At 63.9% G+C, this 25,131-nt stretch carries 26 protein-coding genes; 8 read left to right on the top strand and 18 right to left on the bottom strand.

Features of this window, described 5'->3' with window-relative positions:
* Positions 1–265: 265 nt before the first annotated feature.
* Entirely contained in the window at positions 266–1,669 is a 1,404-nt protein-coding gene (locus FJ941_RS20155; protein WP_140508297.1) for an MATE family efflux transporter, read from the bottom strand.
* Positions 1,670–1,903: 234 nt separating this feature from the next.
* On the opposite strand from FJ941_RS20155, the gene FJ941_RS20150 reads away from it, so the two are divergent.
* The 6 genes from FJ941_RS20150 to ugpC all read left to right on the top strand — a co-directional run bounded on the left by FJ941_RS20150 (position 1,904) and on the right by ugpC (position 8,299).
* Complete coding sequence (locus FJ941_RS20150) at positions 1,904–2,821, top strand: AraC family transcriptional regulator (RefSeq protein WP_140508295.1); 918 nt, start codon at positions 1,904–1,906, stop codon at positions 2,819–2,821.
* 241 nt (positions 2,822–3,062) lie between these two features.
* Positions 3,063–4,334: an extracellular solute-binding protein gene (locus FJ941_RS20145; protein WP_140508293.1), complete on the top strand. Its 1,272-nt coding sequence runs from the start codon at positions 3,063–3,065 to the stop codon at positions 4,332–4,334.
* Positions 4,335–4,472: 138 nt separating this feature from the next.
* On the top strand, positions 4,473–5,339 hold the full coding sequence (locus tag FJ941_RS20140) for a sugar ABC transporter permease (protein WP_140508291.1): 867 nt from the start codon (positions 4,473–4,475) through the stop codon (positions 5,337–5,339).
* On the top strand, positions 5,336–6,148 hold the full coding sequence (locus tag FJ941_RS20135; RefSeq protein ID WP_140508289.1) for a carbohydrate ABC transporter permease: 813 nt from the start codon (positions 5,336–5,338) through the stop codon (positions 6,146–6,148). Before FJ941_RS20140 ends, FJ941_RS20135 begins: the two co-directional genes overlap by 4 nt.
* A gap of 16 nt (positions 6,149–6,164) precedes the next feature.
* Entirely contained in the window at positions 6,165–7,211 is a 1,047-nt protein-coding gene (locus tag FJ941_RS20130; protein WP_140508287.1) for an NAD(P)-dependent alcohol dehydrogenase, read from the top strand.
* A 2-nt stretch (positions 7,212–7,213) separates the two neighbouring features.
* Positions 7,214–8,299 (top strand): sn-glycerol-3-phosphate ABC transporter ATP-binding protein UgpC, encoded by a 1,086-nt coding sequence (ugpC, locus tag FJ941_RS20125; protein WP_140508285.1) that lies wholly within the window; start codon positions 7,214–7,216, stop codon positions 8,297–8,299.
* A 9-nt stretch (positions 8,300–8,308) separates the two neighbouring features.
* Here ugpC and FJ941_RS20120 read toward each other — a convergent pair whose 3' ends face one another.
* The 9 genes from FJ941_RS20120 to gcvA form a co-directional block, all read right to left on the bottom strand.
* Entirely contained in the window at positions 8,309–9,895 is a 1,587-nt protein-coding gene (locus FJ941_RS20120; RefSeq protein ID WP_140508283.1) for an FGGY-family carbohydrate kinase, read from the bottom strand.
* Positions 9,892–10,575: an HAD family hydrolase gene (locus FJ941_RS20115; RefSeq protein ID WP_140508281.1), complete on the bottom strand. Its 684-nt coding sequence runs from the start codon at positions 10,573–10,575 to the stop codon at positions 9,892–9,894. Before FJ941_RS20115 ends, FJ941_RS20120 begins: the two co-directional genes overlap by 4 nt.
* 15 nt (positions 10,576–10,590) lie before the next feature.
* Positions 10,591–12,069, bottom strand: coding sequence for a mannitol dehydrogenase family protein (locus FJ941_RS20110; protein ID WP_140508279.1), 1,479 nt, complete (start codon positions 12,067–12,069; stop codon positions 10,591–10,593).
* 165 nt (positions 12,070–12,234) lie between these two features.
* A complete protein-coding gene (locus FJ941_RS20105; RefSeq protein ID WP_140508277.1) occupies positions 12,235–13,005 on the bottom strand; it encodes an L-iditol 2-dehydrogenase in 771 nt (256 codons plus the stop codon).
* 10 nt (positions 13,006–13,015) lie between these two features.
* A complete protein-coding gene (locus tag FJ941_RS20100) occupies positions 13,016–14,020 on the bottom strand; it encodes an ABC transporter ATP-binding protein (RefSeq protein ID WP_027145409.1) in 1,005 nt (334 codons plus the stop codon).
* Between the two features lie 50 nt (positions 14,021–14,070).
* Positions 14,071–14,895, bottom strand: a complete 825-nt coding sequence (locus tag FJ941_RS20095; RefSeq protein WP_140508275.1) for a carbohydrate ABC transporter permease — start codon at positions 14,893–14,895, stop codon at positions 14,071–14,073.
* Between the two features lie 208 nt (positions 14,896–15,103).
* Entirely contained in the window at positions 15,104–15,976 is an 873-nt protein-coding gene (locus FJ941_RS20090) for a sugar ABC transporter permease (RefSeq protein WP_027145411.1), read from the bottom strand.
* A 123-nt stretch (positions 15,977–16,099) separates the two neighbouring features.
* Positions 16,100–17,410: a sugar ABC transporter substrate-binding protein gene (locus FJ941_RS20085; protein WP_140508273.1), complete on the bottom strand. Its 1,311-nt coding sequence runs from the start codon at positions 17,408–17,410 to the stop codon at positions 16,100–16,102.
* 256 nt (positions 17,411–17,666) lie between these two features.
* A complete protein-coding gene (gene gcvA, locus FJ941_RS20080) occupies positions 17,667–18,572 on the bottom strand; it encodes a transcriptional regulator GcvA (RefSeq protein WP_140508271.1) in 906 nt (301 codons plus the stop codon).
* A gap of 110 nt (positions 18,573–18,682) precedes the next feature.
* Between gcvA and FJ941_RS20075 the strand changes: the two genes are divergently transcribed.
* Positions 18,683–18,868, top strand: coding sequence for a hypothetical protein (locus FJ941_RS20075; protein ID WP_140508441.1), 186 nt, complete (start codon positions 18,683–18,685; stop codon positions 18,866–18,868).
* A 25-nt stretch (positions 18,869–18,893) separates the two neighbouring features.
* On the opposite strand, the gene FJ941_RS20070 is transcribed toward FJ941_RS20075, so the two are convergent.
* Positions 18,894–19,853 carry a sugar-binding transcriptional regulator gene (locus FJ941_RS20070; RefSeq protein WP_140508269.1) on the bottom strand — a complete coding sequence of 320 codons (960 nt, stop codon included), beginning with the start codon at positions 19,851–19,853 and terminating at the stop codon, positions 18,894–18,896.
* A 242-nt stretch (positions 19,854–20,095) separates the two neighbouring features.
* Here FJ941_RS20070 and FJ941_RS20065 point away from each other — a divergent pair, with 242 nt between their 5' ends.
* Positions 20,096–20,728 carry an HAD family phosphatase gene (locus tag FJ941_RS20065; RefSeq protein ID WP_140508267.1) on the top strand — a complete coding sequence of 211 codons (633 nt, stop codon included), beginning with the start codon at positions 20,096–20,098 and terminating at the stop codon, positions 20,726–20,728.
* A gap of 3 nt (positions 20,729–20,731) precedes the next feature.
* On the opposite strand, the gene FJ941_RS20060 is transcribed toward FJ941_RS20065, so the two are convergent.
* The 7 genes from FJ941_RS20060 to FJ941_RS20030 form a co-directional block, all read right to left on the bottom strand.
* Positions 20,732–21,499: a class II aldolase and adducin N-terminal domain-containing protein gene (locus FJ941_RS20060; RefSeq protein ID WP_140508265.1), complete on the bottom strand. Its 768-nt coding sequence runs from the start codon at positions 21,497–21,499 to the stop codon at positions 20,732–20,734.
* Positions 21,500–21,579: 80 nt separating this feature from the next.
* On the bottom strand, positions 21,580–22,221 hold the full coding sequence (gene ureG / locus FJ941_RS20055) for an urease accessory protein UreG (protein WP_140508263.1): 642 nt from the start codon (positions 22,219–22,221) through the stop codon (positions 21,580–21,582).
* Positions 22,218–22,658 carry a DUF3995 domain-containing protein gene (locus FJ941_RS20050; protein ID WP_140508261.1) on the bottom strand — a complete coding sequence of 147 codons (441 nt, stop codon included), beginning with the start codon at positions 22,656–22,658 and terminating at the stop codon, positions 22,218–22,220. The genes ureG and FJ941_RS20050 overlap by 4 nt, the downstream gene beginning before the upstream one ends.
* Positions 22,655–23,326: an urease accessory protein UreF gene (locus FJ941_RS20045; protein WP_140508259.1), complete on the bottom strand. Its 672-nt coding sequence runs from the start codon at positions 23,324–23,326 to the stop codon at positions 22,655–22,657. Before FJ941_RS20045 ends, FJ941_RS20050 begins: the two co-directional genes overlap by 4 nt.
* Positions 23,319–23,882 (bottom strand): urease accessory protein UreE, encoded by a 564-nt coding sequence (locus tag FJ941_RS20040; protein ID WP_140508257.1) that lies wholly within the window; start codon positions 23,880–23,882, stop codon positions 23,319–23,321. The genes FJ941_RS20045 and FJ941_RS20040 overlap by 8 nt, the downstream gene beginning before the upstream one ends.
* Positions 23,879–24,481, bottom strand: a complete 603-nt coding sequence (locus FJ941_RS20035; RefSeq protein WP_140508255.1) for a glutathione S-transferase family protein — start codon at positions 24,479–24,481, stop codon at positions 23,879–23,881. Before FJ941_RS20035 ends, FJ941_RS20040 begins: the two co-directional genes overlap by 4 nt.
* A 44-nt stretch (positions 24,482–24,525) precedes the next feature.
* On the bottom strand, positions 24,526–25,119 hold the full coding sequence (locus FJ941_RS20030; protein ID WP_140508253.1) for a hypothetical protein: 594 nt from the start codon (positions 25,117–25,119) through the stop codon (positions 24,526–24,528).
* Between the last annotated feature and the right edge of the window lie 12 nt (positions 25,120–25,131).

Here is a 25,131-nt window from a genome sequence, read left to right as displayed (position 1 = left end):
CGATCGTATGCAACGATCATCCCTCGAAACGTCATCGTGCAGGAAAGGTTGCCCGCCTGCGTCGAAAGATGGAATTCTATTCCGGGAATGCAGTTTGGACGCCAAGGGCGCGGAGACTCAGCCTGAACCGAAGTCCTGCCGTTGCTCGTCCAGCCGCCGACCTGACCTTCGTGCCCAGCGGTCGTTTCGCGGCAGTTCTGAAGGCGCCATTTGATGCGCCACAATGTTGGGACGAGCGACCGCCGAACCGACGGCCGTCTTGCGTTCAGTGCCCGAGCGCCAGCGACGGCGCGATGCGGTCGCGCCGTAGCCAGCGTGCCAGGAGCAGGGCCGCCACCACGGCCAGTCCCGACGACAGGCCGATCCAGATGCCGACGCCGTGGAAGCCGAAATGGAAGGCCAGCAGCACGCCAAGCGGCAGGCCGACGCCCCAGTAACCAATCGCGGCATAGATCATCGGCACCTTGGTGTCGTGCAGGCCGCGCAGCATGCCGGCGGCAACCGCCTGCGCGCCGTCGAAGACCTGGAACAGGGCAGCAAACACCAGGAACGACACGGCAAGCGCGATCACCCTGGCATTGGCCGGATTGCCGAGGTCGATGAAGGCGCTGATCAGGAGATGCGGCCAAAGCACCATCACCAGTCCCATCAGCGCCATGAACGAGACGCCGATGACGAAGGCGGTCCAGCCGGCGCGCGACACGCCCTCGGGATTGCCGGCGCCATGCGCGAGCCCGACCCGCACCGTCACCGCCTGGTTGAGGCCGAGCGGCACCATGAAGGAGATCGAGGCGATCTGGATGGCGATCGCGTGCGCGGCCAGAGAATCCGCGTCGATCAGGCCCATCAGCAGGGCTGCCGCGTTGAAGATCGTCACCTCGAAGGCAAGGATGCCGGCGATCGGCAATCCGAGCCGCAGCAGGCCCTTGAAGCGCGGCCAGTCGGACCGCCAGAAACGGCCGAACAGATGGTAGCGCCGGAATTTCTTCTCCAGCATCACCACGACAGCCATGCCGACGAACATCAGCGTGCTGGACAGCGAGGTGGCAAGACCGGAGCCGGCGATGCCCATGGCCGGCACACCGAGATTGCCGAACATGAACAGCCAGTTGAAAAAGGCGTTGCAGGCGACGGCGACGAACACGATGATCAGCGCCCAACCCGGCCGCTCCAGCGCCGAGATGAACGAACGCAGCACGATATAGCCGTAGAAGGGCAGCACCGCCCACTCCAGCCAGCGCAGATAGATGCCGGCCTGATGCGCCAGCGCGGGCTCCTGCCCCATGGCCAGCAGAATGGCCTCGCCGTGCCAAAGCACAAGCCAGATCGGGATCGCGATCAGGATCGCCAGCCACAGGCCCTGGCGCACGGTGCGGCGCAGATCGCGCACTGAGTGGCGGCGGCGGCCAAGCTCGGTGGCGATCATCGGCGAGGTCGCCAGCATCAGGCCGAGGCCGAAGATCAGCGGCATGAAATAGAGGTTGGCGCCAAGCGCGCCGCTGGCCAGCGTGTCCGCGCCGAGGCGCCCCATCATCATGACGTCGGTGGCGGTCATCGCCGTCTGGCCGAGATTGGTCAGCACCATCGGCCAGGCCAGCGCCAGCGTCGCCCTGATTTCCCGACGCCAAAGATTTTCCGGCGCGCGAGCGCCGGCTTCGATCGCAGACATTGTCCTGCTCTTTCAGAACACGGCGCGTCGGGCCACGCCCGGAAGCCGCACAGCAACGGCACGAAATGGCACCGTTTGCGCCGTCTATTGAACGAAATGCGACATGAAGGCAAGGGAGGAGGCGTCAGAACAGATTGAGCCAGCGCCTTGCCCGGGAACCGCCGCCTCGTTCCCTTGCCGGCCAGGGACTGCTACGGATCAGACATCGGCAACCGGCGAATTGTGGGAGGCAGGATGGCGTTCAGACGCAGAAAGAACACGGCAGCGATCCCGCGCACGGCGCCTTCCTTCGAGCATATCGTCACCGAGGCGAACGACAGTTTCCTGTGGCGGCTGGACGACTATCCCTGGGAGCGCAATGTCTGGAACTTCCACCCGGAGTACGAGATCCATCTGCTGCGGAAATCCTCCGGCGTGGTCCTCGTCGGTGACCATATCGGCGAGTTCGGGCCGGGCTACCTCACCATCGTCGGCGGCGGCCTGCCGCATGACTGGGTCACCGCGGTGCAGCCGGGCGAATTGATCGATGGCCGCGACATCGTGCTGCAATTCGATCCCGAGCGGCTGCGCGGGTCGGCTGACATGCTGCCCGAACTGCGCGAACTGGAGCCGTTCCTGGAACGGTCTCTGCGCGGCATCGTCTTCCACGGCGGGACCGCGCTTGAAGGCGCCGCGCTCATGGAACGGATGGGCACGGTGCATGGGTTGGCCCGGTTCTGCCTGTTCCTCGAACTGGTCGATCTTCTGGCCAGGACCGACGAGTATGAGCTGTTGTCGTCGCCGGACTTCCAGCCGGTCCTAGACGCCGCGTCGCTCGACATCGTCCAGCGCACGCTGACCTATCTGTTCCAGCATTTCGCCGAAGATCTGAAGCTGCCTGAGGTGGCCGAGCTGGCCGGCATGAGCGAAAGCACCTTCTCGCGCTTCTTCCAGAAGAACACCGGCAACTCCTTCAGCGACCATCTTGCCAAGCTCAGGCTGTGGCAGGCGTGCAAGCTCCTGGCCGACACCGATATTCCGATCACCGACATCTGTTTCCAGGTCGGCTACATGAACATCTCCAACTTCAACCGCGCCTTCCTGCGCAAGCACAAGATGACGCCGTCATCCTATCGCAAGCTGTCGCGGCAGCGCCTGGCGATGCGCGCATAAGCGCATCCTGAATCATCGTTTTGGACCAGATCGATACTCATGTGACGCGCTCCGTACTTGGGCGCAGTTTTTTGCGCTGCACAATGCATAAAAGTACAGGTCAGCTGCAACGGGGCTTCTAGCGTCGCCCAACGCAACTGCGCATTTTGGCGATGGGTGGCATGTCGTTCGGGCGATGGTGAGGATCGCGTAACCCGAGGACCTGCGCTTCCTGCGACGTATTCCTGGAGGAGAAAAGATCGTGAAACCAGTTCGGCTCGCTGCCAGCCTTGGCGCAGCTTTCGTGCTTTCCGCTACCGTTTCAACCCTAGCCCTGGCGCAGGCGCCGGTCTGCTCGGCACCGGTCAAGGTGCTGGCGCAGCCCCGCGATGGCCTGACGCTTCTGGAGGACTCCAAGGCCGAGTTCGAGAAGCTCTCCGGCGCGAGCTTCAAGATCGATTACCTGAACGAAAACGACCGCCGCGCCAAGTCGCGCGCGGACGCGTCCACCGTCGGCAACTACAACGTCTACTATGTCGATGAAGCCAATGTGGCGCTTTTCGCCTCGTCGAAGTGGATCGTGCCGCTGACCGATTATTATCCGGCTGATTACGACTATGCCGACTTCGATCCGGGCCGCCAGAAGGTCGCCACCTATGACGGCAAGGTCTGGTTCGCGCCGCTGACCGGCGGCGGCGACCTGATGGTCTACCGCAAGGACGTGCTGGAAGCCGCCGGCATCCAGCCGCCCAAGACGCTGGACGAGCTGATCGCCGACGTGCCGAAGCTGACCAATGCCGACAAGGGCATGTACGGCATCGCGCTGCGCGGCGCGCGCGGGTCGGGCGCAAATGTCTGGCGCTGGATGCCGTTCTTCAAGGCCTATGGCGGCAAGTGGTTCGACGGCGACAAGCCGGCCTTCAATTCGGACGCGGCCGTCAAGGCGACCGAGGCCTATCTGAAGCTGTTCAGGGATTCGGCACCGGGGACCCAGACCGGCAGCTGGGACGAATCGACCGGCGCCTTCCTGTCGGGCCAGGTCGCGATCCTCGTCGAATCGACGCCGCTTTCGGGCATGGCGGTCGACCCGAAGACCTCGCAAGTGGTCGGCAAGATCGGCTTCCTGCCGCCGCCCTCGCCGCTTCCCGGCGGCGGTTACGGCCACGGCCTCGCCATTGCGGCGAAGGCCAATGCCGACGACGCTTCGAAGAAATGCGCTGGCCTGTTCATCGCCTGGGCAACCTCGAAGGAAAATGAGAAGCGCCGGCTCGACGCCCACCAGTTCGGTGAGCTGAACCGCACCAGCATCCTGTCCAGCAAGGAGTTCGCCGACATCTACGGCGCCGATCTCGGCCAGGCGCTTGCCGAAACCGGCAAAGTCACGGCGGTGAACTTCTGGCAGGATCCGCGCTGGCCGGATCTCGGCGACCGCTGGGGCATCATCCTCGAGGAATTGATTGCCGGCACACGCACCGATGTCAAGGGCAGCCTTAACGAGCTCGAGGCCTACGCCAATGAGCTGGTGAAGAAATAGGCCCCTCCCTCTTGCGGCGCGCGGTTCGCGGCATTCCCTGGGAATGCCGGGACCTGTGTGTCGCAGGAGGGCCTGCCCTGTCCCGCGCGCGGGTTCCGCCATGTCCGGATATCAGAGACACAGCAAGGCCTGAGACCAATGCCTCGACGTTCATCCCTGCCGGTCACCTTTGTCGTGCCGACACTGGTCATTCTGCTGATCCTGTCGATAGTGCCGACGCTCTACGCGATCATCATCGCTCTGCAGAACCGCGAGCTGAGCTCGGCTGCCTATTCCTGGGTCTGGTTGTCGAATTTTGTCGACCTGTTCTCCGACCGCCGCTTCCTCAACGCTGTCTGGGTGTCGGTGAAGTGGGAGGTCGTCACTGTCGTCGCGACGATGGTGGTGGCGATCGGGCTCGGCGTGCTGATGTTCGAGGTCGCCTCGCCGCGCCTGCGCAACCTCTACTGTCTGCTGTTCATCATTCCGGTGCTGTTGCCGCGCGTGTCGGCGGCCTTCGTGTGGAAGTTCGCCTATCATCCGCTCTATGGCATCGCCACTTATCCCTACCGGCTGCTGACCGGCGGGCTGATCTTCGACCCGCTGTCCAAGCCGTCGACGGCGCTGTTCGCCGTCGCTTCGGTCGATGTCTGGCAGTGGGGCCTGTTCTTCGCGGTCATCGTGCTGAAGCTCTTGGAAACCTTGCCGCCGCAGCCGATCGAGGCGGCCCGGCTCGACCATGCCCGGCGCTGGCAGATCCATGCCTATGTCACCTTGCCGATGCTGAAGGCGCCGCTGATCAGCCTGATGTTCGTCAAGATGATCGAGTCGCTGCGCTCCTTCGACCTGATTTATGTGATGACCCGCGGCGGGCCGGGGGTCGCGACCGAAACGCTCGACATGTACGCCTTCTCGCAAGGCTTCATCGAATCCGGCAAGGTTTCCTATGCCTCGGCGATGGCCGTGCTGATGATGATCGCCACCGTCATCACCTTCACCATGCTGTGGAAGCGGGTGCAGGCATGAGGCTCGGCCGCATCATCGCCAAGGCCGTCCTGGCCTTCGCCGGCTTCCTCGCGGCGTTTCCGCTGCTGTGGACAGCGCTCAATTCGCTGAAGAATAGCGTGGATATCATCACCCGCGTTCCCCGCCTGGTGTTCACACCGACGCTTGCCAACATCAGCTACATAGTTGGCCGCGACAGCGTCGTCACCGGCCTCTACAATTCGGTCGTCGCTTGCGGCACAGCCGTACTGATCGGCGTCGTGCTCGGTTTGCCCGCGGCTTACGCGGTGGCGCGTTATCCCAACCGCTGGGCCGGCGACATCCAGTTCTTCGTGCTGTCGCTGCGCTTCCTGCCGCCGGTGGCGGTGGCGATCCCGCTTATGGTGATCTGGCTGCAACTCGGTCTCTACGATACGCTGCCGGCGCTGATCGTCACCTATTCACTGCTCACCATCTCGGTGATCATGTGGCTCGCCATTCCAGCCTTCCAAGGCGTGCCGAAGGAGATCGAGGAAGCCGCCTTCGTCGACGGCTACGGCGCCTATTCGGTGTTCTGGCGGATCGCGCTGCCCGTGGCTGCGCGCTCGCTGATCGGCGCGGTCGCCTTCAGCTTCGTGCTGGTCTGGAACGAATTCCTGATCGCGCTGATGCTGTCGAGTTCCAACGCCAAGACCTTGCCGATCGTCGCTTCCGAACTCTCCCAGCAAGGCATGAACGTGCCGTGGGGCATTCTCAACGCCTCGGTCGTGCTCCTGTCGCTGCCGCCGCTGCTGTTCCTCGGCGTGCTCAGCGGCTTCCTGAATTCTGTTTTCCGGCAAAAAAAGACTTGAAGTGAGGACTTACCCGATGCGGGCTTTGGTGCTTGAGAAAAAAGGTGAATTGTCGCTGCGCGAGATCGCGTTGCCGCTCGATGTCGGCCCCGACGATGTCAGGATCGCCATCCACACGGTCGGCGTCTGCGGCAGCGACGTGCATTATTACACGCATGGCGCCATCGGCAGCTATGTCGTGCGGGCGCCGATGGTGCTCGGCCACGAGGCTGCGGGCACAATCGTCGAGGTCGGCGCCAATGTCAGGAGTCTGAAGGTCGGCGACCGCGTCTGCATGGAGCCGGGTGTACCGAATCTGTCGTCGCGCGCGACAAAGCTCGGCATCTACAATGTCGACCCCGACGTCACTTTTTGGGCGACCCCGCCGGTGCATGGCATCCTTGCTCCCTATGCCGTGCACCCGGCCGCCTTTACCTACAAGCTGCCGGACAATGTCTCCTTCGCCGAGGGCGCGATGGTCGAGCCCTTCGCCATCGGGATGCAGGCGGCTAGCCGCGCCCGCATCGTCCCGGGCGATGTCGCCGTCGTCGTCGGCTGCGGCCCGATCGGCATCATGGTCGCCCTTGCCGCCCTTGCTGGCGGTTGCTCGAAAGTGCTGATTTCCGATTTTTCCGCGCCCAAGCTGAGGATCGCCGCGCAATATGCCGGCATCGTGCCGGTCAATGTCGGCGAGCAGTCGCTGGTCGATGCCGTCGCGGCAGCTACCGACAATTGGGGTGCCGACATCGTCTTCGAGGCGAGCGGCAGCGCCAAGGCTTTCGCCGATCTGTTCGACGTCGTGCGGCCAGGTGGCGCGGTGGTGCTGGTCGGGCTGCCGGTGGAACCGGTGGCCCTCAATGTGCCGGCGGCGATCTCGAAGGAAGTGCGCATCGAGACGGTGTTCCGCTATGCCAACATCTTCGACCGCGCCCTGCAGCTCATCGCCTCCGGCAAGGTCGACCTCAAGCCGCTGATCACCGGAACCTATGATTTCGCCGACAGCATCAAGGCGTTCGAACGGGCCGCCGAAGGCAACCCGCAGGACGTCAAGCTGCAGATCCTGCTTACCGGCGAAAAGGGCTGACCATGTCCGCGATCGTTTGCTCCCATGTCGACAAGGCCTATGGCGCCACCACAGTGATCCGCGATCTCAATCTCTCGATCGAGGAGCACGAATTCGTCGTGTTCCTCGGCCCGTCCGGCTGCGGCAAGTCGACCTTGCTGCGCATGCTGGCGGGGCTGGAGGACATCAGCGGCGGCGAGGTATCGATCGGCGGCAAGGTGGTCAACGACCTCAATCCGGGCGACCGCGGTATCGCCATGGTGTTCCAGAACTACGCGCTCTACCCGCACATGAGCATTTTCGACAACATCGCCTTCGGGCTGCGGCGCCAGAAGGTCCCCGCGCCCGAGATCCGCAAGCGGGTCGAAGCGGTGTCGAGGACGCTTGGGCTCGACCCCTATCTCGGCCGTAAGCCAGCCGAACTCTCCGGCGGCCAGCAGCAGCGCGTGGCGATCGCGCGGGCCATGATCAAGACGCCCAAGGTGTTCCTGTTCGACGAGCCGTTGTCCAATCTCGACGCCAAATTGCGCAACCATATGCGCGTCGAGATCGCGCGGCTGCACCAGTCGCTGAAGACCACCACCGTCTATGTCACGCACGACCAGCTGGAGGCGATGACGCTCGCCGACCGTATCGTGCTGCTCAAGGATGGCATCATCGAGCAGATCGGCTCGCCGGCGGAAATCTACGGGCGGCCGGGCAATATTTTCGTGGCCGGTTTCATCGGCACGCCGAACATGAATTTTATCGATGTGACGGTCGGTCGGGCAGGGAACGGCTGGACGCTGACTGGCGCCGGGACGGTGCTTTCGATAGACGGGGCGGGCTTTCATCTCCAGCCGGGCGATCGCGCTGTGCTGGGCATCCGGCCCCCGGACCTGAAGACGGCCGGTGTCGGCGCCGCCAGCCTATTGCAAGGCACCGCCGATCTCATCGAATTCCACGGCAATGACGCGCTGGTGACATTCGGCTCCGGCGGCAAGGAAATCAGCGCGCTCGTTCCGGCACGCGACTGCCCGGTAGTGCGTGCTCCCGTCCGCTATACATTCGAGGAGAATGACATTCACCTGTTCGACGCGACATCGGGCGCGTCCCTGCGCAGGCAATAGCGTAAAAGCCTACCGGATCGCGTCAAGCATCTGCCGCTGCCGGTGCATTTCCAGGAAAATCCGGTAGTCGCGATCGAAGCGGACGCCGGCCGCCGGATTGGCGGCGCGTGTCTTGCCACCCTGCTGCATGGCAAGGCAGGCGGCGTTGAGATCGGGGAAAAGCCCGGCGGCGGTCGCCGCCACCATGCCGGTGCCGAGCAGCACCGCCTCGTCGGCCAGCGGCTCGACCACCGTGCAGCCGGTGGCGTCGGCATAGAGCTCCATCAAAAGCGGGTTCTTGGTGTGGCCGCCGGTGACATGCAGCGTGTCGATCAGATAGCCGTTCTCGTTCAGCGCCTCCAGCACATGGCGCACGCCGAGCGCGATGCCGACGGCGGTGCGCCAGTAAAGCTTGCACAGGCTGTCGAAGGACGAATCTAGCGTCAGCCCGCTGACGACGCCAACGGCATGTGGGTCGGCAAGCGGCGAGCGGTTGCCGTGGAAATCCGGCAGCACATGCAGCCGGTCGGCAAGGCTCTCGCCCTCGGCGGCGCGCAGTTCGGCGACGCGCGCGGCGATCCTGGCATGCATGGCCGCATTCGGCTCGCCGCCGGCGCCGTGCCAGCGGATGATGTGGTCGAGCAGCGCCCCGGTCGCCGACTGACCGCCTTCCGACAGCCACAGCCTCGGCAGTGCGGCGCCGTAATAGGGGCCCCAGACACCGGCGAAAGGCTGCGGGTCGGGCGACATTGCCATGACGCAGGATGAGGTGCCGGCGATCAGCGCCAGATGGCGACCGATATTCTGGTCGTCGCCGGCAAAGCCACCGAGCACGCCAAGCGCCCCGGCATAGGCATCGATGACGCCCGCGCCGACCCGGCAGTTTTCGGTCAGACCGAGTTCTGCCGCTGCCTGCGCCGTCAACGGACCGATATCGGCGCCGACCGGACTGGCCCGTTCCGGCAGATTGCCGTGCTCAAAAAGATCGTCGAGGCCGACGAGTTCGAAGAAATCGCGCTGCCACGCGGTGTCCTGGTGCGCCAGATAAGTCCACTTCGCTGTCAGCGTGCATTGCGAGCGGGCCAGCGAGCCCGTCGCCTGCCAGGTCAGGAAATCGGTCAGGTCGAATAAATAGCCGGCTTCGTTCCACGTCTTCGGCAGATTGCGCTTCAACCACATCAGCTTCGGCGTCGCCATCTCGGGCGACATAACGCCCCCGATGTAGTTCAGCACCTCGTGGCCGCTCGCGGTGCATTCGTCGGCTTCGGCGATGGCACGGTGGTCGAGCCAGACAATGGTATCCCAGCGCTTGTCGCCGCTGGTCGACACACTGAGCTGGACGCCCTGCCTGTCACGCACGACCAGCGAACAGGTGGCATCGAAGGAGATACCGGCAATATGCTCGGCGGCGACGCCGGCCTTTTCCCGCGCCGCACGCACGGCGGTGCAGACGGCGGCCCAGATATCGCGTGAATCATGCTCGGCATGATCTGGCTTTGGCTGGTTCATGGCGATCGGCCGCTCGGCGCGGCCAAGCAAGGTACCACTGGCGTCGAGAATGCCCGCGCGAGCGCTCCCGGTGCCGACATCGACCGCGCAGACAAACTGTTTCGTCAAGATGCTCTAACTCTCGCTTCCAGGCCTGCAATCAAATCGGGCAATTGCAGCATGTCAGCGAATATAAAGTCCGGTTCGGTCGACGCAAGCCGCGCTTTCAATCCCGGATTGCCGGCGTGTGCGCCGCCGGTGAAGGCGAAGACGCGCATATCCGCCGCGAGCGCGGCCGCGACGCCGGCCGGGCTGTCCTCGATGACCAGGCAATTTCTCGGTTGCGCCCGCATGGCGGCGGCCGCGTGGAGGAAAAGGTCCGGTGCCGGCTTGCCCCTGGCAACCATGGCAGCGCTGAACAGATGCGGCTCCATTAGCGTGAGCAGGCCGGTGACGTCGAGCGCGTAACGAATACGTTCCAGCGTTCCGGAGGAAGCGACGCAGTACGGCAGGCCGAGCTTCGGCAGCATCGCCTTGACGCCGGCGATCGGCTTCAGCTCCTCACGGAACTTTCGCATGAGGTCGACGCGCATGGCGGTGAGATGCTGATCGGTGATCTCCAGGCCGAAGTCGCGGCCGAGGATTTCGCGCACGCTCTTCATGCTCTTGCCGAGGAAATGCTCGTAGGCGGCGTCTTCGCCGACGCTGCCGCCGGCAAGTTCGATCATGCCGAGCAGCGCCGAGACGGAGAGCGCCTCGCTGTCGACCAGCACGCCGTCGCAGTCGAAGATGACCAGTTCAGGCGTCATGATGCCGGCTGGCTCTCAGAGCTTGCCGGCGAGATAGCGCGTCAGCGTGGCGCGGGTGCCATTGGCCCAGAGCACGTTGAGCGCGTGGACGAAGGCGTCGACGAAGGCCGTGGCGCGGCCGACATCGCCATAGATATCGTCCATGGCAAGCCAGGCGGCGGGCGCGTCCTTTGCCGCCTTTGCCGTTGCCTGCAGCCGGTCCCAGCTCGGGTCGTTGGGCTCGATGACCGCCCCGCTGTCCGTCGTGCCGAAGCAGTAGCGGCACCACAGCGCCGATTCCAGCGCCAGACCGGCAACGCCTTTGCCGGCCTTCAGCCGGTCGGCGATGGTCGGGATGATGAATTTCGGCTGGCGGTTGGAGCCGTCGAGGCAGAGGCGGCGCACCGTGTCGCCGATCTTGGGATTGGAGAAGCGCTTCTCGATGAGCTGGTAATAATCTTCCAGCACCGTGTCCGGCACCGGCGGCACTGTCGGGATGATCTCGTCATGCTCGAGCTTGTCGAGAAAACCGAGCACCAGCGGCTCCTGCATCGCCTCATGGACGAAGTGGATGTCCATCAGCCCGGCCGGATAGGCGATGGTGGCGTGGCCGCCATTGAGGATGCGGATCTTCATCAGCTCGTAAGGGGCGACGTCCCTGACGAACTGCACGCCGACCTTTTCCAGCGGCGGGCGGCCATCGGTGAAATGGTCTTCCAGCACCCATTGCCGGAACGGCTCGCAGAACACCGGCCAATTGTCCTCGAGGCCGAAATCATCGGCAAGGATCTTGCGCTCACGGTCGCTGGTTGCCGGTGTGATGCGGTCGACCATGGCGTTCGGGAAGGCGACGTGGTCGCTGACCCAGCTCGCCAAATCCTCGTCGATCAGGCGGGCGAGGCCGATAACGCCATCCGACGTGACATGGCCGTTGTGGGGGATGTTGTCGCAGGACATGACCGTGAACGGCACGATGCCATCCTGGCGGCGTCGCGCCAGCCCGGCCAGGATGATGCCGAATACGGTTTTCGGCGTGGCGCCCGGCTGGGCGTCGGCGACGATATCGGGATGGGTCGGATTGAACACGCCGGAGGCCGGATCGATGAAATAGCCGCCTTCGGTGATGGTCAGCGATACGATCCTGATGGCCGGGTCGGCAAGGCGATCGATGATACCGGCCGCATCGCCCGGCATCAGGAAATCGATCATCGCGCCGGTGACGCGGGCACTCATATGGCCCTCGTCCTGCTCGACAACCGTGGTCAGCCAGTCCTGCTCTTCGAGCTTGCCGCGGCCGATCTTCTCGCCGTCGAACACGCCGGCGCCGACCAGCGCCCAATCATGACCGACGCCTTGACCGAACAGGTCGTCGAGATAGACGGCCTGATGTGACCGGTGAAAATTGCCGACACCGAAATGCACGATGCCGGCTTTCAACGCCGACCGGTCATAGTTCGGACCTGCGACCTTGGACGGAAGCGTGGCGAGGCTCGAGGAAGAGAGTTTCACGGTCATCTGCTTTACCCTTTGGCCGATTTGCAGCCCGACTGTTTCGCCTCCTTCGGGAGGGCGAGGATGAGGGGCCGCACCTGGTTTTCCAGTATGCTGCCCCTCATCCGCCCCCGTGGCGTCTTCTCCGGAGGAAATGAGAGAAGCGCCTTCCCCCTCAACTCGTCCTTTTCAACTCATCCATTGGCCGCCATCGACGTTGTAGGTCTGGGCGACGATGTATTCGGCCTCGTCACTGGCGAGAAACACGGCCATGCCTGCGAGGTCTTCCGGCTTGCCCATGCGGCCATACGGCACGCCTTCGCCGACCAGCCGTTTCTTTTCGCCTTTCGGCCGGTTCTCGTATTTGGCGAACAGGGCATCGACCTCGTCCCACATGTCGCTGTCGACGACGCCGGGCGCGATGCCGTTGACATTGATGCGGTGCTTGATCAGGTCGAGCCCGGCCGACTGCGTCAGCGAGATGACCGCGGCTTTGGTGGCGCAGTAGACCGCGACCAGCGGCTCGCCGCGACGCCCGGCCTGGCTCGCCATGTTGATGATCCTGCCGCCCTTGCCCCGCGCGATCATCGAGCGGGCGGCTGCCTGCAGCATAAACAACGTGCCGGCGACATTGACGGAGAAAAGCTTTTCGTAGCTCGCCCGAGAGATCTCCACGATCGGCGCCAGGTCAAACAGAGCGGCGTTGTTGATCAGGATGTCCAGACCGCCGGTTTTGCTCTCCACCGCTTTGACCGCAGCCTCGATGGATGCCTGGTCGGTGACGTCGAGCTTGACGGCATAGGCGTTGTCGCCGATCGCGGCCGCCGTTTTCTCGGCGGCTTCAAGGTTGATATCGGCAATCGCCACCGTGGCGCCTTCGCGCACATAGGCTTCGGCGAAGGCTTTGCCGATGCCGCGCGCCGACCCGGTGATCAGCGCCGATTTGCCTTTCAGCCTCACTACCCCACCCTCACTGGGCCATCGCCTTGCCGTCAGCGCCGAAGCGATGCAGCTTGGCCTTGTCGGGTGTAAGGTAGATCGTGTCGCCATGATGCACGGCCAGTTCGCCGTCGGCGCGCACCGTCAGCGGTCCGACGCCATCGGCCTGGACATGCAGAAACGTGTCGGAGCCCAGATGCTCGGCAACGCCGACCGTCGCCTTCCAGTCGCCCGCCGTGGTCGAGATCTGCATATGTTCGGGCCGGATGCCGATCGTCTTCGCGCGGTATTTGTCAGCCGGCGCGCCCTCGATCAGGTTCATCTTCGGCGAGCCGATGAAGCCGGCGACGAACAGGTTGCGCGGCGTCTTGTAGAGCTCCATCGGCGAGCCGACCTGCTCGATGTTGCCAGCGTTCAAGACGACGATCTTGTCGGCCATGGTCATGGCCTCGACCTGGTCGTGGGTGACGTAGATCATCGTCGTCTTGAGCTGGTGGTGCAGCTCGCTGATCTCGAGCCGCATGGTGCCGCGCAGTGCCGCGTCGAGGTTGGACAGCGGTTCGTCGAACAGGAAGGCCGAGGGCTGGCGCACGATGGCGCGGCCGATGGCGACGCGCTGGCGCTGACCGCCGGAGAGCTGGCCGGGACGGCGTTCGAGATAGTTGGTGAGATTGAGCACGCGCGCCGCGTCCTTCACCTTCCTGTCGATGGTCGCCTGGTCCTCGCCTGCCATCTTCAGCGGAAAGGCGATGTTCTTGGCAACCGTCATGTGCGGATAAAGCGCATAGGACTGGAACACCATGGCGAGCTTGCGCTTGGCCGGCGCCTCGCCGGTGACGTCACGGCCATCGATGTTGATGGTGCCACCGCTGGTGTCTTCGAGGCCGGCGATCAGCCGCAGCAATGTCGACTTGCCGCAGCCCGACGGGCCGACGAAGACGACGAACTCGCCATTCTCGATCACCAGGTCGAGACCGGGGATGATGGACGTCGATCCAAACGATTTGGAGACGTTCTTGAGCGTGATGTTTCCCATGGTTTCCTCCCCGAGAGCTATTTTTCGCCGATTGCTTCAGGCAATTTCCGTTACTTCACCGCACCAAAGGTCAGGCCGCGCACCAGCTGCTTCTGGCTGAACCAGCCCATGATCAGGATCGGCGCGATGGCCAGCGTCGAGGCCGCCGAAAGCTTGGCCCAGAACAGGCCTTGCGGGCTGGAGAAGGAGCTGATGAAGGCGGTCAGCGGAGCAGCGTCCGTGGTGGTCAGCCGGATGGTCCAGAATGCCTCGTTCCAGGCCAGAATGATGTTGAGCAGCATGGTCGAGGCGATGCCCGGCACCGCCATCGGCGTCAACACGTAGATGATCTCGTTCCACAGCGACGCGCCGTCCATGCGAGCCGCTTCCAGGATCTCGCCGGGGATCTCGCGGAAGTAGGTGTAGAGCATCCACACCACGATCGGCAGGTTGATCAGCATCAGCATGACCATCAGGCCGAGGCGCGAGTCCAGCAGGCCGAGATTGCGGAAGATCAGGTAGATCGGAAACAGCACGGCAACCGCGGGCATCATCTTGGTGGACAGCATCCACATGAGGATGTCCTTGGTCCGCTTGGTCGGCGAAAACGCCATCGACCAAGCCGCCGGAATCGCGACCAGCAGCGCCAGGATGGTCGAGCCGACGGAGAGCAGCACCGAGTTCAGGAAGAACTTGAAATAGCCGCTCTGCGCCTGGACTTCGGCATAGCTTTCGAAGGTCCCCGACGGGATCAGGTTGAAGCCCTGGATCGCCTCCTGTTCCGACTTGAACGAGGTGATGATCGTATAGAGGATCGGGAAGAAAATCAGCAGGGCGACGATCCAGGCGGCGACGGTCGCGATTGTCTTGTGCTGGGTGGTGACTGCGCGTGCCATGATCAGGTTCTCCCGTATCGGCGATGGTGGCGGCAGGGTCGACCCCCACTCCGGTTTGCTGCACAAACCACCTCTTCCCCGATCGACGGGGTAGAGGAAGGGCGCAGCTTCGATGCAGGCATTTCCTCTCCCCCGGGCCGGGGGAGAGGTGTCCCGCGCAGCGGGACGAAGTGGGGGTGGTTCAGCGCACGTGCCATCTTGACCTCCCTTACTTGTCCAGGTTCTTGCCGACGGCGCGCATGGCGAAGAAGGCGACGATGTTGGCGAGAATGACGGCGATCACACCGCCCGCGGATGCCTGGCCGATTTTGAACTCCAGCAACGCCTTCTGGTAGACAAGGAAGGGCAGGTTGGTGGAGGCATAGCCCGGGCCGCCATTGGTGGTGACCAGGATCTCGGCATAGACGGAAAGCAGGAAGATCGTCTGGATCAGGATGACCACGGTAATCGCCCGCGACATGTGGGGCAGCGTCAGATAGATGAAGCGGCTGATGAAGCCGGCGCCATCCATCTCGGCGGCCTCCTTCTGCTCGCCGTCGAGCGACTGCAGCGAGGTCAGGAGGATCAAAGTCGCGAAAGGCAGCCACTGCCAGGCGACGATGATGATGATCGCCGTCATCGGATGCTGCCCGAACCAGTCGATCGGTTGCGCGCCGAAGAAGCGGGCTATGTCGGCGAAGACGCCATATTGCGGGTGCATGATCATGTTCTTCCACACCAGCGCTGCCACCGGCGGCATGACGAAGAACGGCGAGATGACGAGAATGCGCACGATCCCCTGGCCCCACATCGGCTGATCGATGAGCAGCGCCAGCAGGATGCCGCCGATCACCGTGATCAGCAGCACGCTGACCACCAGGACAAGCGTGTTGAGGATCGACTGCAGGAAAGCCGGGTTGGAATAGAACAGCGCGTAGTTCGAGAGGCCGACGAAGCCATCGCGCATCGGATTAAGCGGATTGTACTGCTGGAAGGAGAACCACAGCGTGAGAGCGAGCGGAACAACCATCCAGACCAGCAGCAGCACCACGGATGGCGCCATCATGAATCGGGCAAGCGAACGGGTCTGCTGAGTAGCCATGACGGTCACCCTTCAAGGATCAAACTGAATTATCAGAGGCGTTGAAGGCGGCCGCCCGAACTGGGTTTCGGGCGGCCGTTGCCGGTCATGATCGTCGGCCGGCATTCGGCACCGGGAGGAGCCTTACTTGATATAACCGCCCTCGGTCATCGCCGCGGTCGCGGCGTCCTGGGCCTGCTTCAGCGCATCGTCGACGCTCGACTGACCGGCAAGAGCCGCCGAGAAGAGCTGGCCGACAGTGGTGCCAAGGCCCTGGAATTCAGGGATGGCGACGAACTGCACGCCGACATAGGGCACCGGCTTGACGGTCGGATGCGTCGGGTCGGCGGCGTTGATGGAATCCAGCGTCATCTTGGCGAACGGAGCCGCCTTCTGGTACTCGGGATTGGCATAGAGCGAGGAGCGCGTGCCCGGAGGTACGTTGGCCCAGCCTTCCTTCGACGCGACGAGCTCGGCATAGTGCTTGCTGGTGGCCCAGGAGACGAACTTCTCGGCGGCGTCGGCCTTCTGCGTGCCGGCCGGGATCGCGAGCGACCACGCCCACAGCCAGTTGCCGCGCTTGCCGAGGCCGTTATCGGGCGCCAGGGCGTAACCGACCTTGTCGGCGACGGTCGAGTTCTTCGGGTCGGAGACGAAGGACGCCGCCACGGTGGCGTCGATCCACATGCCGCACTTGCCCTGCTGGAAGAGCGCCAGGTTCTCGTTGAAGCCGTTGGACGAGGCGCCCTCGGGACCGTCGGCCTTCATCAGGTCGACATAGAACTGCAGCGTCTTCTTCCACTCGGGCTGATCGAACTGCGGCTTCCAGTTCTCGTCGAACCAGCGGGCGCCGAACGAGTTCGACATGGCGGTCAGGAAGGCCATGTTCTCGCCCCAGCCGGCCTTGCCGCGCAGGCAGACGCCGTTCACGCCACTGGCGCGATCGGTCATCTTATCGGCGGCCTGCTTTACAAAGTCCCAGGTCGGCGCGTCGGGCATCTTGAGGCCGGCCTTCTCCATCAGGTCCTTGCGGTACATGACGAAGGAGCTTTCGCCGTAGAAGGGCGCGGCATAGAGCTTGCCATCAACCGAGAGGCCGCCGGCGATGGCCGGGATGATGTCCTTGGCGTCGTAGTCGTCGCCGAGCTTGTCGAGCGGCAAGAGCCAGCTCTGCTTGGCCCAGATCGGAACCTCGTAGGTGCCGATGGTCATCACGTCATACTGGCCGCCCTTGGTGGCAATGTCGGTGGTGACGCGCTCGCGCAGCACGTTCTCTTCGAGCGTGACCCAGTTGAGCTGAATGTCGGGGTTGGCCTTGGTAAAGTCGTCGGTCAGCTTCTGCATGCGGACCATATCGCCATTGTTGACTGTGGCGATGGTGATGGATTCGGCGTGTGCGGCGAACGCAAGCGCGCTGGCGGACAACAAGCCCAGGGTGAGCGTGCGAAGTTTCATCAAATTCCTCCCATAAACCAAGATGAGCATTTGCCTTGGTTATGAGCAATTACTCACTTGGTGTGAATTATGTCAAGCCGGATTCGATGCTGCAGCGCAGCACGCAACCCGGCGCATGGCGGCAAACGATCGGCAATAGGGCTCGGATTGCCACCGCCTGGGATCCGGGCGGCAGGGCCGAAAGCCTCCTGAACGAGATGTGGTTTTCTTGCCCGGTCTGCCGGTCAGCTTGTCTGCCAGTCAACTTGTCCGCCGGTCAGCAGGCGATCTCGGCCAGCAGCCAGTCACGGAAGGCGCGGATCTTGGGCACGTTGCGGCGCGCCTCGGGGTAGACCAGCCAGTAGGCGTGCCCGTCGTCGCCGACCAGGTCGAAAGGCTGGATCAGCCGGCCGTCCGCGAGTTCGGACTTGAACAGCGCCCGGGTCAGGATCGCCACCCCATGGCCCGATATGGCCGCGTTGGCTTCGTAGGCCTGCGCGCCCATGCTGCTGCCGGGACGCCTGGCAAGGTCATGGCTGTGCACGCCGGCGGCCTCGAACCATTGTGTCCACCAGATATCGCTGGGATCGAGGATCGGCAGCTTGAGCAGATCGGCCGGTTCGTTGATGCCGCCGATGCTCGCCGCGAGCTTCGGGCTCAGCATCGGCGTGAAATCGGCATCGAGCAGCTTGTGGGCTTCCAGCCCCGGCCATTTGCCACCGCCCGAACGGATGGCAAGGTCGACATCCTCGCGGGCGAAATCCGTCAGCCGGCTCGACGTCTCGAGCCGCACGGCAAGCGACGGGTGCGCGATCTGGAACGCGCCGAGGTGGTGCGCCAGCCAGTTGGAGGCAAAGGTCAGCACCGTGGTGACACATAGCAGCCCGTCCGCGCCGCCGCGCGCGGCGGCATAGGCCTGGCTAAGAATGGCGAAGGCCTCGCTGACGGCCGGCGCCAGGCGTTGGCCGGCTTCCGTGAGTTCGATCTGTCGCGGCCGGCGCAGGAACAGCGGCGCGCCGACGCGCTCTTCCAGCACCTTGATCTGATAGCTGACCGCCGCTTGCGTCATGGCGAGTTCACCAGCGGCCTTGGTGAAGGAAAGATGCCGCGCCACCGCCTCGAATACCCGGATCGCCTGCAGCGGCGGGAGTTGCGAAAGCTGTGGCGCGCCGAGGTCAGGCATAAGGCGTCCTTATGGGTCGTTATCGACGTTCGATTGGCAAAGGCGGCCGGCAAGGCCGACATTGATGCTCAACCCGTCATTCGGGTTCAGGATAACGAAGGTTGGCGATCATGACCATGGCGCAGCAAAAATGCACTCCCGCTCCCGATCATCGCTGGATTTCGTGGCTTGTGAACGGGTTTGGCTGGTTCGCGACCAGAAAGAAGGCACATCTTGATATCAGGGACCTGTCGCCGCATCTGCTGCGCGACCTCGGTTTTCTCGACGGCAACGACCCTTTCGGCCGGCACCAATAGCCTTGCTGGCTTTATCACGAAGCCGTCAAATGCTGGCCAGCAGGGCGGCCGCCGTCCGCTCGTCGGTGATGAGCCCGTTGACCAGTCGGCGATTCACGGCCGCCATGATACCCGGCAGCTTGCGCTCGCCCATGGCAAGCGCAATGACCAGCGACTTCTCACGCGACGGCAGCGCCGCCGACGACACCCGGTCATTGGTGATGCCCTCGATCATGCGGCCTTCGCGATCGAACACCCAGCCGACGATTTCGGCGACGCCGCCGGCCTTCTGCAGGGCTTTCAGCTCGCTTTCGGAAATGAAGCCATCCTCGTAGAGCGGCGCCTTCGGCCCAAGGTCGCCAATGCCGATGAAGGTGACATCGGCCTCGGCGGCAAGCGCCAGCGTCGGCTGGATCATCGGCTGATTGAGCAGCATCTCGCGCTCCTGCGGCGAGGAGGCGATGACCGGCAGCGGCATCGGGAAGGACCGCGCCTTGACCCTGTCGGCCATGGTGAAGATGACGTTGTAGAAGGCGGCCGAACCGTCCGGCGAGATGTTGCCGGTCAAGGACACCACCTTGTGCTGCGGGCATTCCATCGGCGGCAATTGTTCGATCGCCGCCTTCAGCGTGCGTCCGGTGCCGATGCCCATGACGAGCGGTGTTGGCGACCGAAGCCGCCGCTCGATCTCGGCGGCCGCCGCTTCGGCGATGCCGATGGTCGTGGAGGATGAACTGGGGTCACTCGGCACCACCTCGACAAGGTCGAGCGCGAAGCGCGATTTCAGCCGCGCGGCAAGGTCCAGGCAGTTGGCGATCGGATGATCGACGCGGACCTTGATCAGGCCTTCCGACACCGCCAGCGACACCAGCCGCTGCGCCGTCTGCCTCGATATGCCGAGCGTGGCGGCGATCTGGTCCTGTGTGTTGCCGGCAACATAGTAGAGCCAGCCGGCGCGCGCCGCGTCGTCCAGCCTGTTGGTGCCGCCATCTTGCCGGGTATTCACGTCCTGCCTCCCGAAAACCGCCGATCATCAGGCGGTCATATCAGTTTCGCAGGGAATGGCCGCCTGCGCAATTGTCAATCTCAAGAGCAAATGCTTACACCGATACAGCGGAGTTTTCTTCACACTCATCCGGCTGGAGAAAGCGCGGCGGGTTCCGTTTTTATCGGAAGGCATGTTCTGCGGCCGCTAAAGGTTTATCTCCCGTCGCAAACCCTTTAAGGGATCGCAAAAAGGAGCGCTGCATGACACCGAAGGCGGTTTTCTGGGACATGGACGGCACGCTGGTCGACAGCGAACCGCTGCACGAGGCAGCCCTCATTGCAGCGATGCGCAATGCCGGCCTCACGCCGCCTGACGATCTGCATGAGCGCGTGCTCGGCGTCGCCGCCTGGCCGGTCTACGAAATGATGCGCGACGAGTTCGGGCTGCAACTGCCCTTCGACGAATGGATCGTTCATAAATATGAGCATTACCTGCCGCTGGTCGAGGTGCTGAAGCCGCGCCCAGGCGCGATCGAGGTCTTCAACGAACTGCGCGCGCTCGGTGTGCAGCAGGCGGTGGTCTCCAATTCGGACCGGATGATCGTCGACGCCAACCTGCACATGGTGGGGCTGACTTACCCCGGCATGAAGACGATCAGCCGCAACGACGTGCGCGAAGGCAAGCCGCACGCCGAGCCTTTCCTGCGCGCCGCCTATCTGGCGGAGGTCGATCCTGCGCACGCCGTCGCGGTCGACGACAGCTGGCCGGGCGCCATGGCGGGCCTGGCGGCGGGAATGAAGACCATCTTCTGGCCTGAAAAGCCGATGGAAGGACCGCCCGGCGCGGTCGTCATCAACAGCGCCGCGGAATTGCGGGCTCAGCTCGGACTGTAGCCCTCAGTTCCGGTACGCCGGCTCCTGTTCGTCGAGGATCGCCTTCAACTCGGCGAGATGGCGTTCGGCCTGGCCTGGATAGTCGTCCATCTCGCTCGCCGCCTTCTCGGCGATCGCGTCGGAGAGCGTGCGCAGCGGCCGGCCGGTCCACAACGCCTTGATGTAGGTCTCGGCGGCGCGCTCGAAATAGAACATGCGGTTGAAAGCATCGGCGACGGTGTCGCCGATAACCAGCACGCCATGGTTGCCCATCACCATCACCTTGACCTTGGGGTCGGCGAGAAGCTGCGAGCAGCGTTCGCCCTCTTCCTCGAAGGCCAGCCCGCCATAATGCGCGTCGACGACGTGACGGTTGAAGAACATCGCCGAATTCTGGTCGATCGGCGGCAGCGTCGAATCGGCAAGCGAGGCCAGCACGGTGGCGTGGATCGAATGGACATGCATGACGCAGCGCGCGTGCGGCACGTTGCGATGGACGGCTCCGTGCAGCCCCCATGCCGTCGGGTCGGGTGCATTCGGCCCTGAAAGCGTGTCGGGGTCGTTGGCGTCGATCTCGATCAGGTCACTCGCCTTGATGCGCGAGAAATGCACCTGGTTCGGGTTCATCAGGAACCTGGTGCCGTCGTCGTTGACGGCCAGCGAGAAATGGTTGGCCACCGCTTCGTGCATGTTGAGCCGCGCCGTCCAACGGAAGGCGCATGCGAGATCGACGCGCTCTTCGTAGAAGGGCAGGTTGGTCAGCGTTTCCTTCTGCAGGCGGGCAATGCTCATCCTAGAAATCCTCCGGTTTCGGCAAGAATGCCGCGCTCCGCTGGTGCCCGCAACCGCTTTCGCTTGGTGCAGACCGCCAGCTATGCCGCCGTGCTTGCGGCGCCAACAGTCCGCAGTCCGCCGTGCTCGACGATGAAATCGATCACCTCCTGCAGGCCCTTGCCGCGCGAAAGATCGGTGAAGCCGAACGGCCGCTTGCCGCGCATGCGGCCGGCGTCGCTCTCCATGACATCGAGATTGACGTTCACATAGGGCGCCAGGTCGCTCTTGTTGATGATGAGGAAATCGGAACGCGTGATCGCCGGGCCGCCCTTTCTCGGAATCTCTTCGCCCTGGCAGACCGAGATGACATAGAGCGTCAGGTCGGCAAGGTCCGGCGAGAAGGTGGCGGCCAGGTTGTCGCCGCCGGATTCGATGAAGATGATGTCGAGATCGGGAAATTTGCGGTTCAGCTCGGCGATAGCCTGCAAATTGATCGAGGCGTCCTCGCGGATGGCGGTGTGCGGGCAGCCGCCGGTCTCGACGCCGACGATGCGGTCCTCCGGCAGCGCCTGCAGCCGGGCCAACATCATGGCGTCTTCCCGGGTGTAGATGTCGTTGGTGATGACGGCGATGGAAAACTCGTCGCGCAGCGCCTTGCAGAGTTTTTCGGTGAGCGTCGTCTTGCCGGAACCGACGGGGCCGCCGATGCCGATACGAAGAGGACCGTTCGCTTGTGTCATGTCGGAAACTCCATAATGGCAAGAACCGCGAAGCCGAGCCCGATCAGCAGGCACAGCGGCGAATAGAGATTGGTATCGAGCCGCGCAAAAGGCTGTTCGGGTGCCAGCCGGCGCCACCAGGGCATGAAACCGGCGATACCGCGCCCCAGGAACACCAGACCGATCAGCATCGACGTGGCGGCAAGCCCCTCCCTTGGAAACGGCGAGGCAAAGAAACCGATGAGCGCCAGCGGCCACAGCGTTGCCAGGCCAAGGCAAGCGGCAACGGCGAAACTGGCGAATGGCGTCGGCATTTCGTCGACGCCGCGAAAACCGACGACGGCGTGGGCGCAGGACGCCGCATCCCTGCCCGGCCAGATGCCGCCTATGCCCCAATAGACGTGCAGGGCCGTGATCAGCAGCAGGACGAATGAGAGGACGAGGGCGAGGAGGATCATGAGCGGAACAGTCGTGAGTACTGGGTTTCGTGCTTCATCGCCACGATGTCGGAGATGAAGGCGCAGCCGCCGAGATCGTCCGGTATCGAGCGGGACGCGCGGGCAGCGGTCGAGAGCGCCAGCGGCTCGAACCCTGCCAGCAGCGTCGTGGCCTCGTTCTGGCCGATGACGCCGAGCCGGATCGCGGCCTGGACGAGGTTGGAGAAGAAGGCTTGCAGGAAGGCGGACAGCGCGTCCTGCAGCGCAATGCCGTTGCCGCCGGCGACAGTGCCGACAGCGACGCAATAGGCGCACTCGGCCGGCAAGCGCTCCAGCACTGGATTGGGCCAGGCGGCGGCGGCCTTAAGAAAGGCCGCACCTTGCAGCATGGTCTCGGTGTGGCGCTCGCGCGAGCCTGCCAATGCCTCGGCCAGTGCTGCGACTTCGGCCAGATCGCCGCCTTCGCGGGCGCGGCGCCAGCTCTCGGCGAACAGCACGGCATCGTTCCAGCCCGAACCCATCTCAACCAGCGTCTCCAGCCAGCCGGCAAGGCCAGCGGCATCGGTCACCAACCCATCATGCACCGCCCGCTCAAGGCCATGGCTATAGGCAAAGCCGCCGACCGGAAAGGCCGGCGACAGCCAAGCCATCAGCCGCAGCAGGGCGATGCCGGAGGGCTGGTCAGTCATGATGATGATCGTGATGCGAATGCGCATGGCTGTGCGAATGGGATTCGCCGTGGCCATGGCTGTGCGCCTCGGCGTGGGCGTGGCCATGCCCACCGGAGTAGGCGCCGCGGACCGGCTTGAACGGTTCCGAGACGTCGCGCACCGTGGCGCCGAGCCCCTCCAGCATCGCCTTGATGACGTGGTCGCGAAGGATGAGGATGCGGTTCGCCTCGATGCCGGCGGCGAGATGGCGGTTGCCAATATGCCAGGCGAGTTCGGTCAGATGCACGGCGTCGCGGGCGCGGATGTCATAGACCGCTTCGGGCGCCGCGACGATCTCGATATGGCCGCCATCCTCCAGCACGAGCCGGTCGCCATCGTTGAGGGCAATAGGCTCGCGCAAGTCGACCAGCACCTTGCTGCCGTCGGCAAGTTCGATGGCGCGGCGGCGCAGATGCCGCTCGTCATGGGCGAGAACCGCACGGCCGGATGGCGCGGTGGCTCCAACACTGCCCGCAGGCAGCACCGAGACGGCGCGCGGAAATTTGGTGAAGTCGGTGTTGAGGTTGAGCTTCATTTCATGGAGCCTCCGTTAGCTTGCGCCCGCGCACGGGCAGGCCGCGACAACACGCGGTCGAAATAGGCGTTGACGCGGTCGGAGTCGATCGGGAACCGGCCGGCACGCGCCCAGCCGCCCATGTCGCCGAGCAGCACGTCGACGGCCGAGAACCGGCCCAGCGCGAACAGCCTGTCGCCGAGCCGGCGGTCCAGCGCCTTGACCTCCGTGGCGAAGTCATAGGCCGCGGCAGGACCGACATCGACCCGAACTTCCCTGGGTAGGAGGAAGCGGTGGCGCAATTTGTTCCACAGCGGCGCTTCGAACTCCGACTGGGCGAAGTGCATCCAGGAATCGATTTCGGCACGGCCGGCGAGACCGGGATTGGCGCCCATCCCCTTGTCGGCGTGCTTCTCCGCCAGATAGACGCAGATCGCCGCCGAATCCGTCACCGTCAGCTCACGGTCGATGAGGATCGGCACCTTGCCCGACGGGTTGAGCGCATAGGCTTCCGGCGAGCGGAGCTTGACCTCGACGAATTCATAGGGCTCCCCGAGTTCCTCGAGCATCCAGAGGACGCGGCTGACCCGGGATCCGCGCGATCCGACGGCCTTGTACATCGTTGAACCTGCCTTTCCCCGGAACTCTAGATCATCGGGAGGTGTCATACGATCGTGTCGAAGAGCCGCAGGATGAACGATATCTGGTAGATGAGCGCGGCCGCGACGAAGGCGATGTGGAAGCGGCGGTCGCGCACCAGGATCGCGGCGATGCAGAGCGCGACGAAGACCGGCGTGCGGAACAGATATTCGTTGCCGAAGCGGGCGAAATGCTCCGGACCTTTCAACAGGGTGTCGATGACGTCGAGCAGGTAGCTCCCCGCCAGCAGTCCAAAGAACCAGGCCCTGCGCGAATAGAAGAAATCCTCATAGCTGGTGTAGTCCAGCATCGAATCCGGAAACAGTAGCGCGCACAGCAGGAACAGCGTGATGGCATAGAAAATAATGAAGAGGTATTTGCCGAAGGTCCACGTTTCGACGGCGTAGAGGTCGAACTCCCACCACCAGAAATGCACCAGCATCAGCAGGACCGAGGCGACCCAGGCCAGATGCACGGGATAGAGCCGATACTGGCCGGGATGCTGGACGATGCGCGCTACCCCCGACAGCAGGCGGGCGACGCCAAGTCCGATCACCATGCCCATGACGATGCGGATATGCGGGAAGATGTCATGGGCGGAGGCTATTTCGGTGGCCATGGATCTTGGGAG

The organism is Mesorhizobium sp. B2-3-13 (genome assembly GCF_006442195.1).
Taxonomy (GTDB): Bacteria; Pseudomonadota; Alphaproteobacteria; order Rhizobiales; family Rhizobiaceae; genus Mesorhizobium; species Mesorhizobium salmacidum.
Note: the sequence above shows the minus strand (reverse complement) of the source record. Positions and strands in the feature narration are given on the sequence as shown.

Bases quoted from the DNA above. Each gene is read 5' to 3' on its own strand.
- FJ941_RS20155 (WP_140508297.1), bottom strand. From the start codon at position 1,669: ATGTCTGCGATCGAAGCCGGCGCTCGCGCGCCGGAAAATCTTTGGCGT.
- FJ941_RS20150 (WP_140508295.1), top strand. From the start codon at position 1,904: ATGGCGTTCAGACGCAGAAAGAACACGGCAGCGATCCCGCGCACGGCG.
- FJ941_RS20140 (WP_140508291.1), top strand. From the start codon at position 4,473: ATGCCTCGACGTTCATCCCTGCCGGTCACCTTTGTCGTGCCGACACTG.
- FJ941_RS20135 (WP_140508289.1), top strand. From the start codon at position 5,336: ATGAGGCTCGGCCGCATCATCGCCAAGGCCGTCCTGGCCTTCGCCGGC.
- FJ941_RS20130 (WP_140508287.1), top strand. From the start codon at position 6,165: ATGCGGGCTTTGGTGCTTGAGAAAAAAGGTGAATTGTCGCTGCGCGAG.
- ugpC (WP_140508285.1), top strand. From the start codon at position 7,214: ATGTCCGCGATCGTTTGCTCCCATGTCGACAAGGCCTATGGCGCCACC.
- FJ941_RS20115 (WP_140508281.1), bottom strand. From the start codon at position 10,575: ATGACGCCTGAACTGGTCATCTTCGACTGCGACGGCGTGCTGGTCGAC.
- FJ941_RS20110 (WP_140508279.1), bottom strand. From the start codon at position 12,069: ATGACCGTGAAACTCTCTTCCTCGAGCCTCGCCACGCTTCCGTCCAAG.
- FJ941_RS20100 (WP_027145409.1), bottom strand. From the start codon at position 14,020: ATGGGAAACATCACGCTCAAGAACGTCTCCAAATCGTTTGGATCGACG.
- FJ941_RS20095 (WP_140508275.1), bottom strand. From the start codon at position 14,895: ATGGCACGCGCAGTCACCACCCAGCACAAGACAATCGCGACCGTCGCC.
- FJ941_RS20090 (WP_027145411.1), bottom strand. From the start codon at position 15,976: ATGGCTACTCAGCAGACCCGTTCGCTTGCCCGATTCATGATGGCGCCA.
- FJ941_RS20085 (WP_140508273.1), bottom strand. From the start codon at position 17,410: ATGAAACTTCGCACGCTCACCCTGGGCTTGTTGTCCGCCAGCGCGCTT.
- gcvA (WP_140508271.1), bottom strand. From the start codon at position 18,572: ATGCCTGACCTCGGCGCGCCACAGCTTTCGCAACTCCCGCCGCTGCAG.
- FJ941_RS20075 (WP_140508441.1), top strand. From the start codon at position 18,683: ATGACCATGGCGCAGCAAAAATGCACTCCCGCTCCCGATCATCGCTGG.
- FJ941_RS20065 (WP_140508267.1), top strand. From the start codon at position 20,096: ATGACACCGAAGGCGGTTTTCTGGGACATGGACGGCACGCTGGTCGAC.
- FJ941_RS20060 (WP_140508265.1), bottom strand. From the start codon at position 21,499: ATGAGCATTGCCCGCCTGCAGAAGGAAACGCTGACCAACCTGCCCTTC.
- ureG (WP_140508263.1), bottom strand. From the start codon at position 22,221: ATGACACAAGCGAACGGTCCTCTTCGTATCGGCATCGGCGGCCCCGTC.
- FJ941_RS20050 (WP_140508261.1), bottom strand. From the start codon at position 22,658: ATGATCCTCCTCGCCCTCGTCCTCTCATTCGTCCTGCTGCTGATCACG.
- FJ941_RS20045 (WP_140508259.1), bottom strand. From the start codon at position 23,326: ATGACTGACCAGCCCTCCGGCATCGCCCTGCTGCGGCTGATGGCTTGG.
- FJ941_RS20040 (WP_140508257.1), bottom strand. From the start codon at position 23,882: ATGAAGCTCAACCTCAACACCGACTTCACCAAATTTCCGCGCGCCGTC.
- FJ941_RS20035 (WP_140508255.1), bottom strand. From the start codon at position 24,481: ATGTACAAGGCCGTCGGATCGCGCGGATCCCGGGTCAGCCGCGTCCTC.
- FJ941_RS20030 (WP_140508253.1), bottom strand. From the start codon at position 25,119: ATGGCCACCGAAATAGCCTCCGCCCATGACATCTTCCCGCATATCCGC.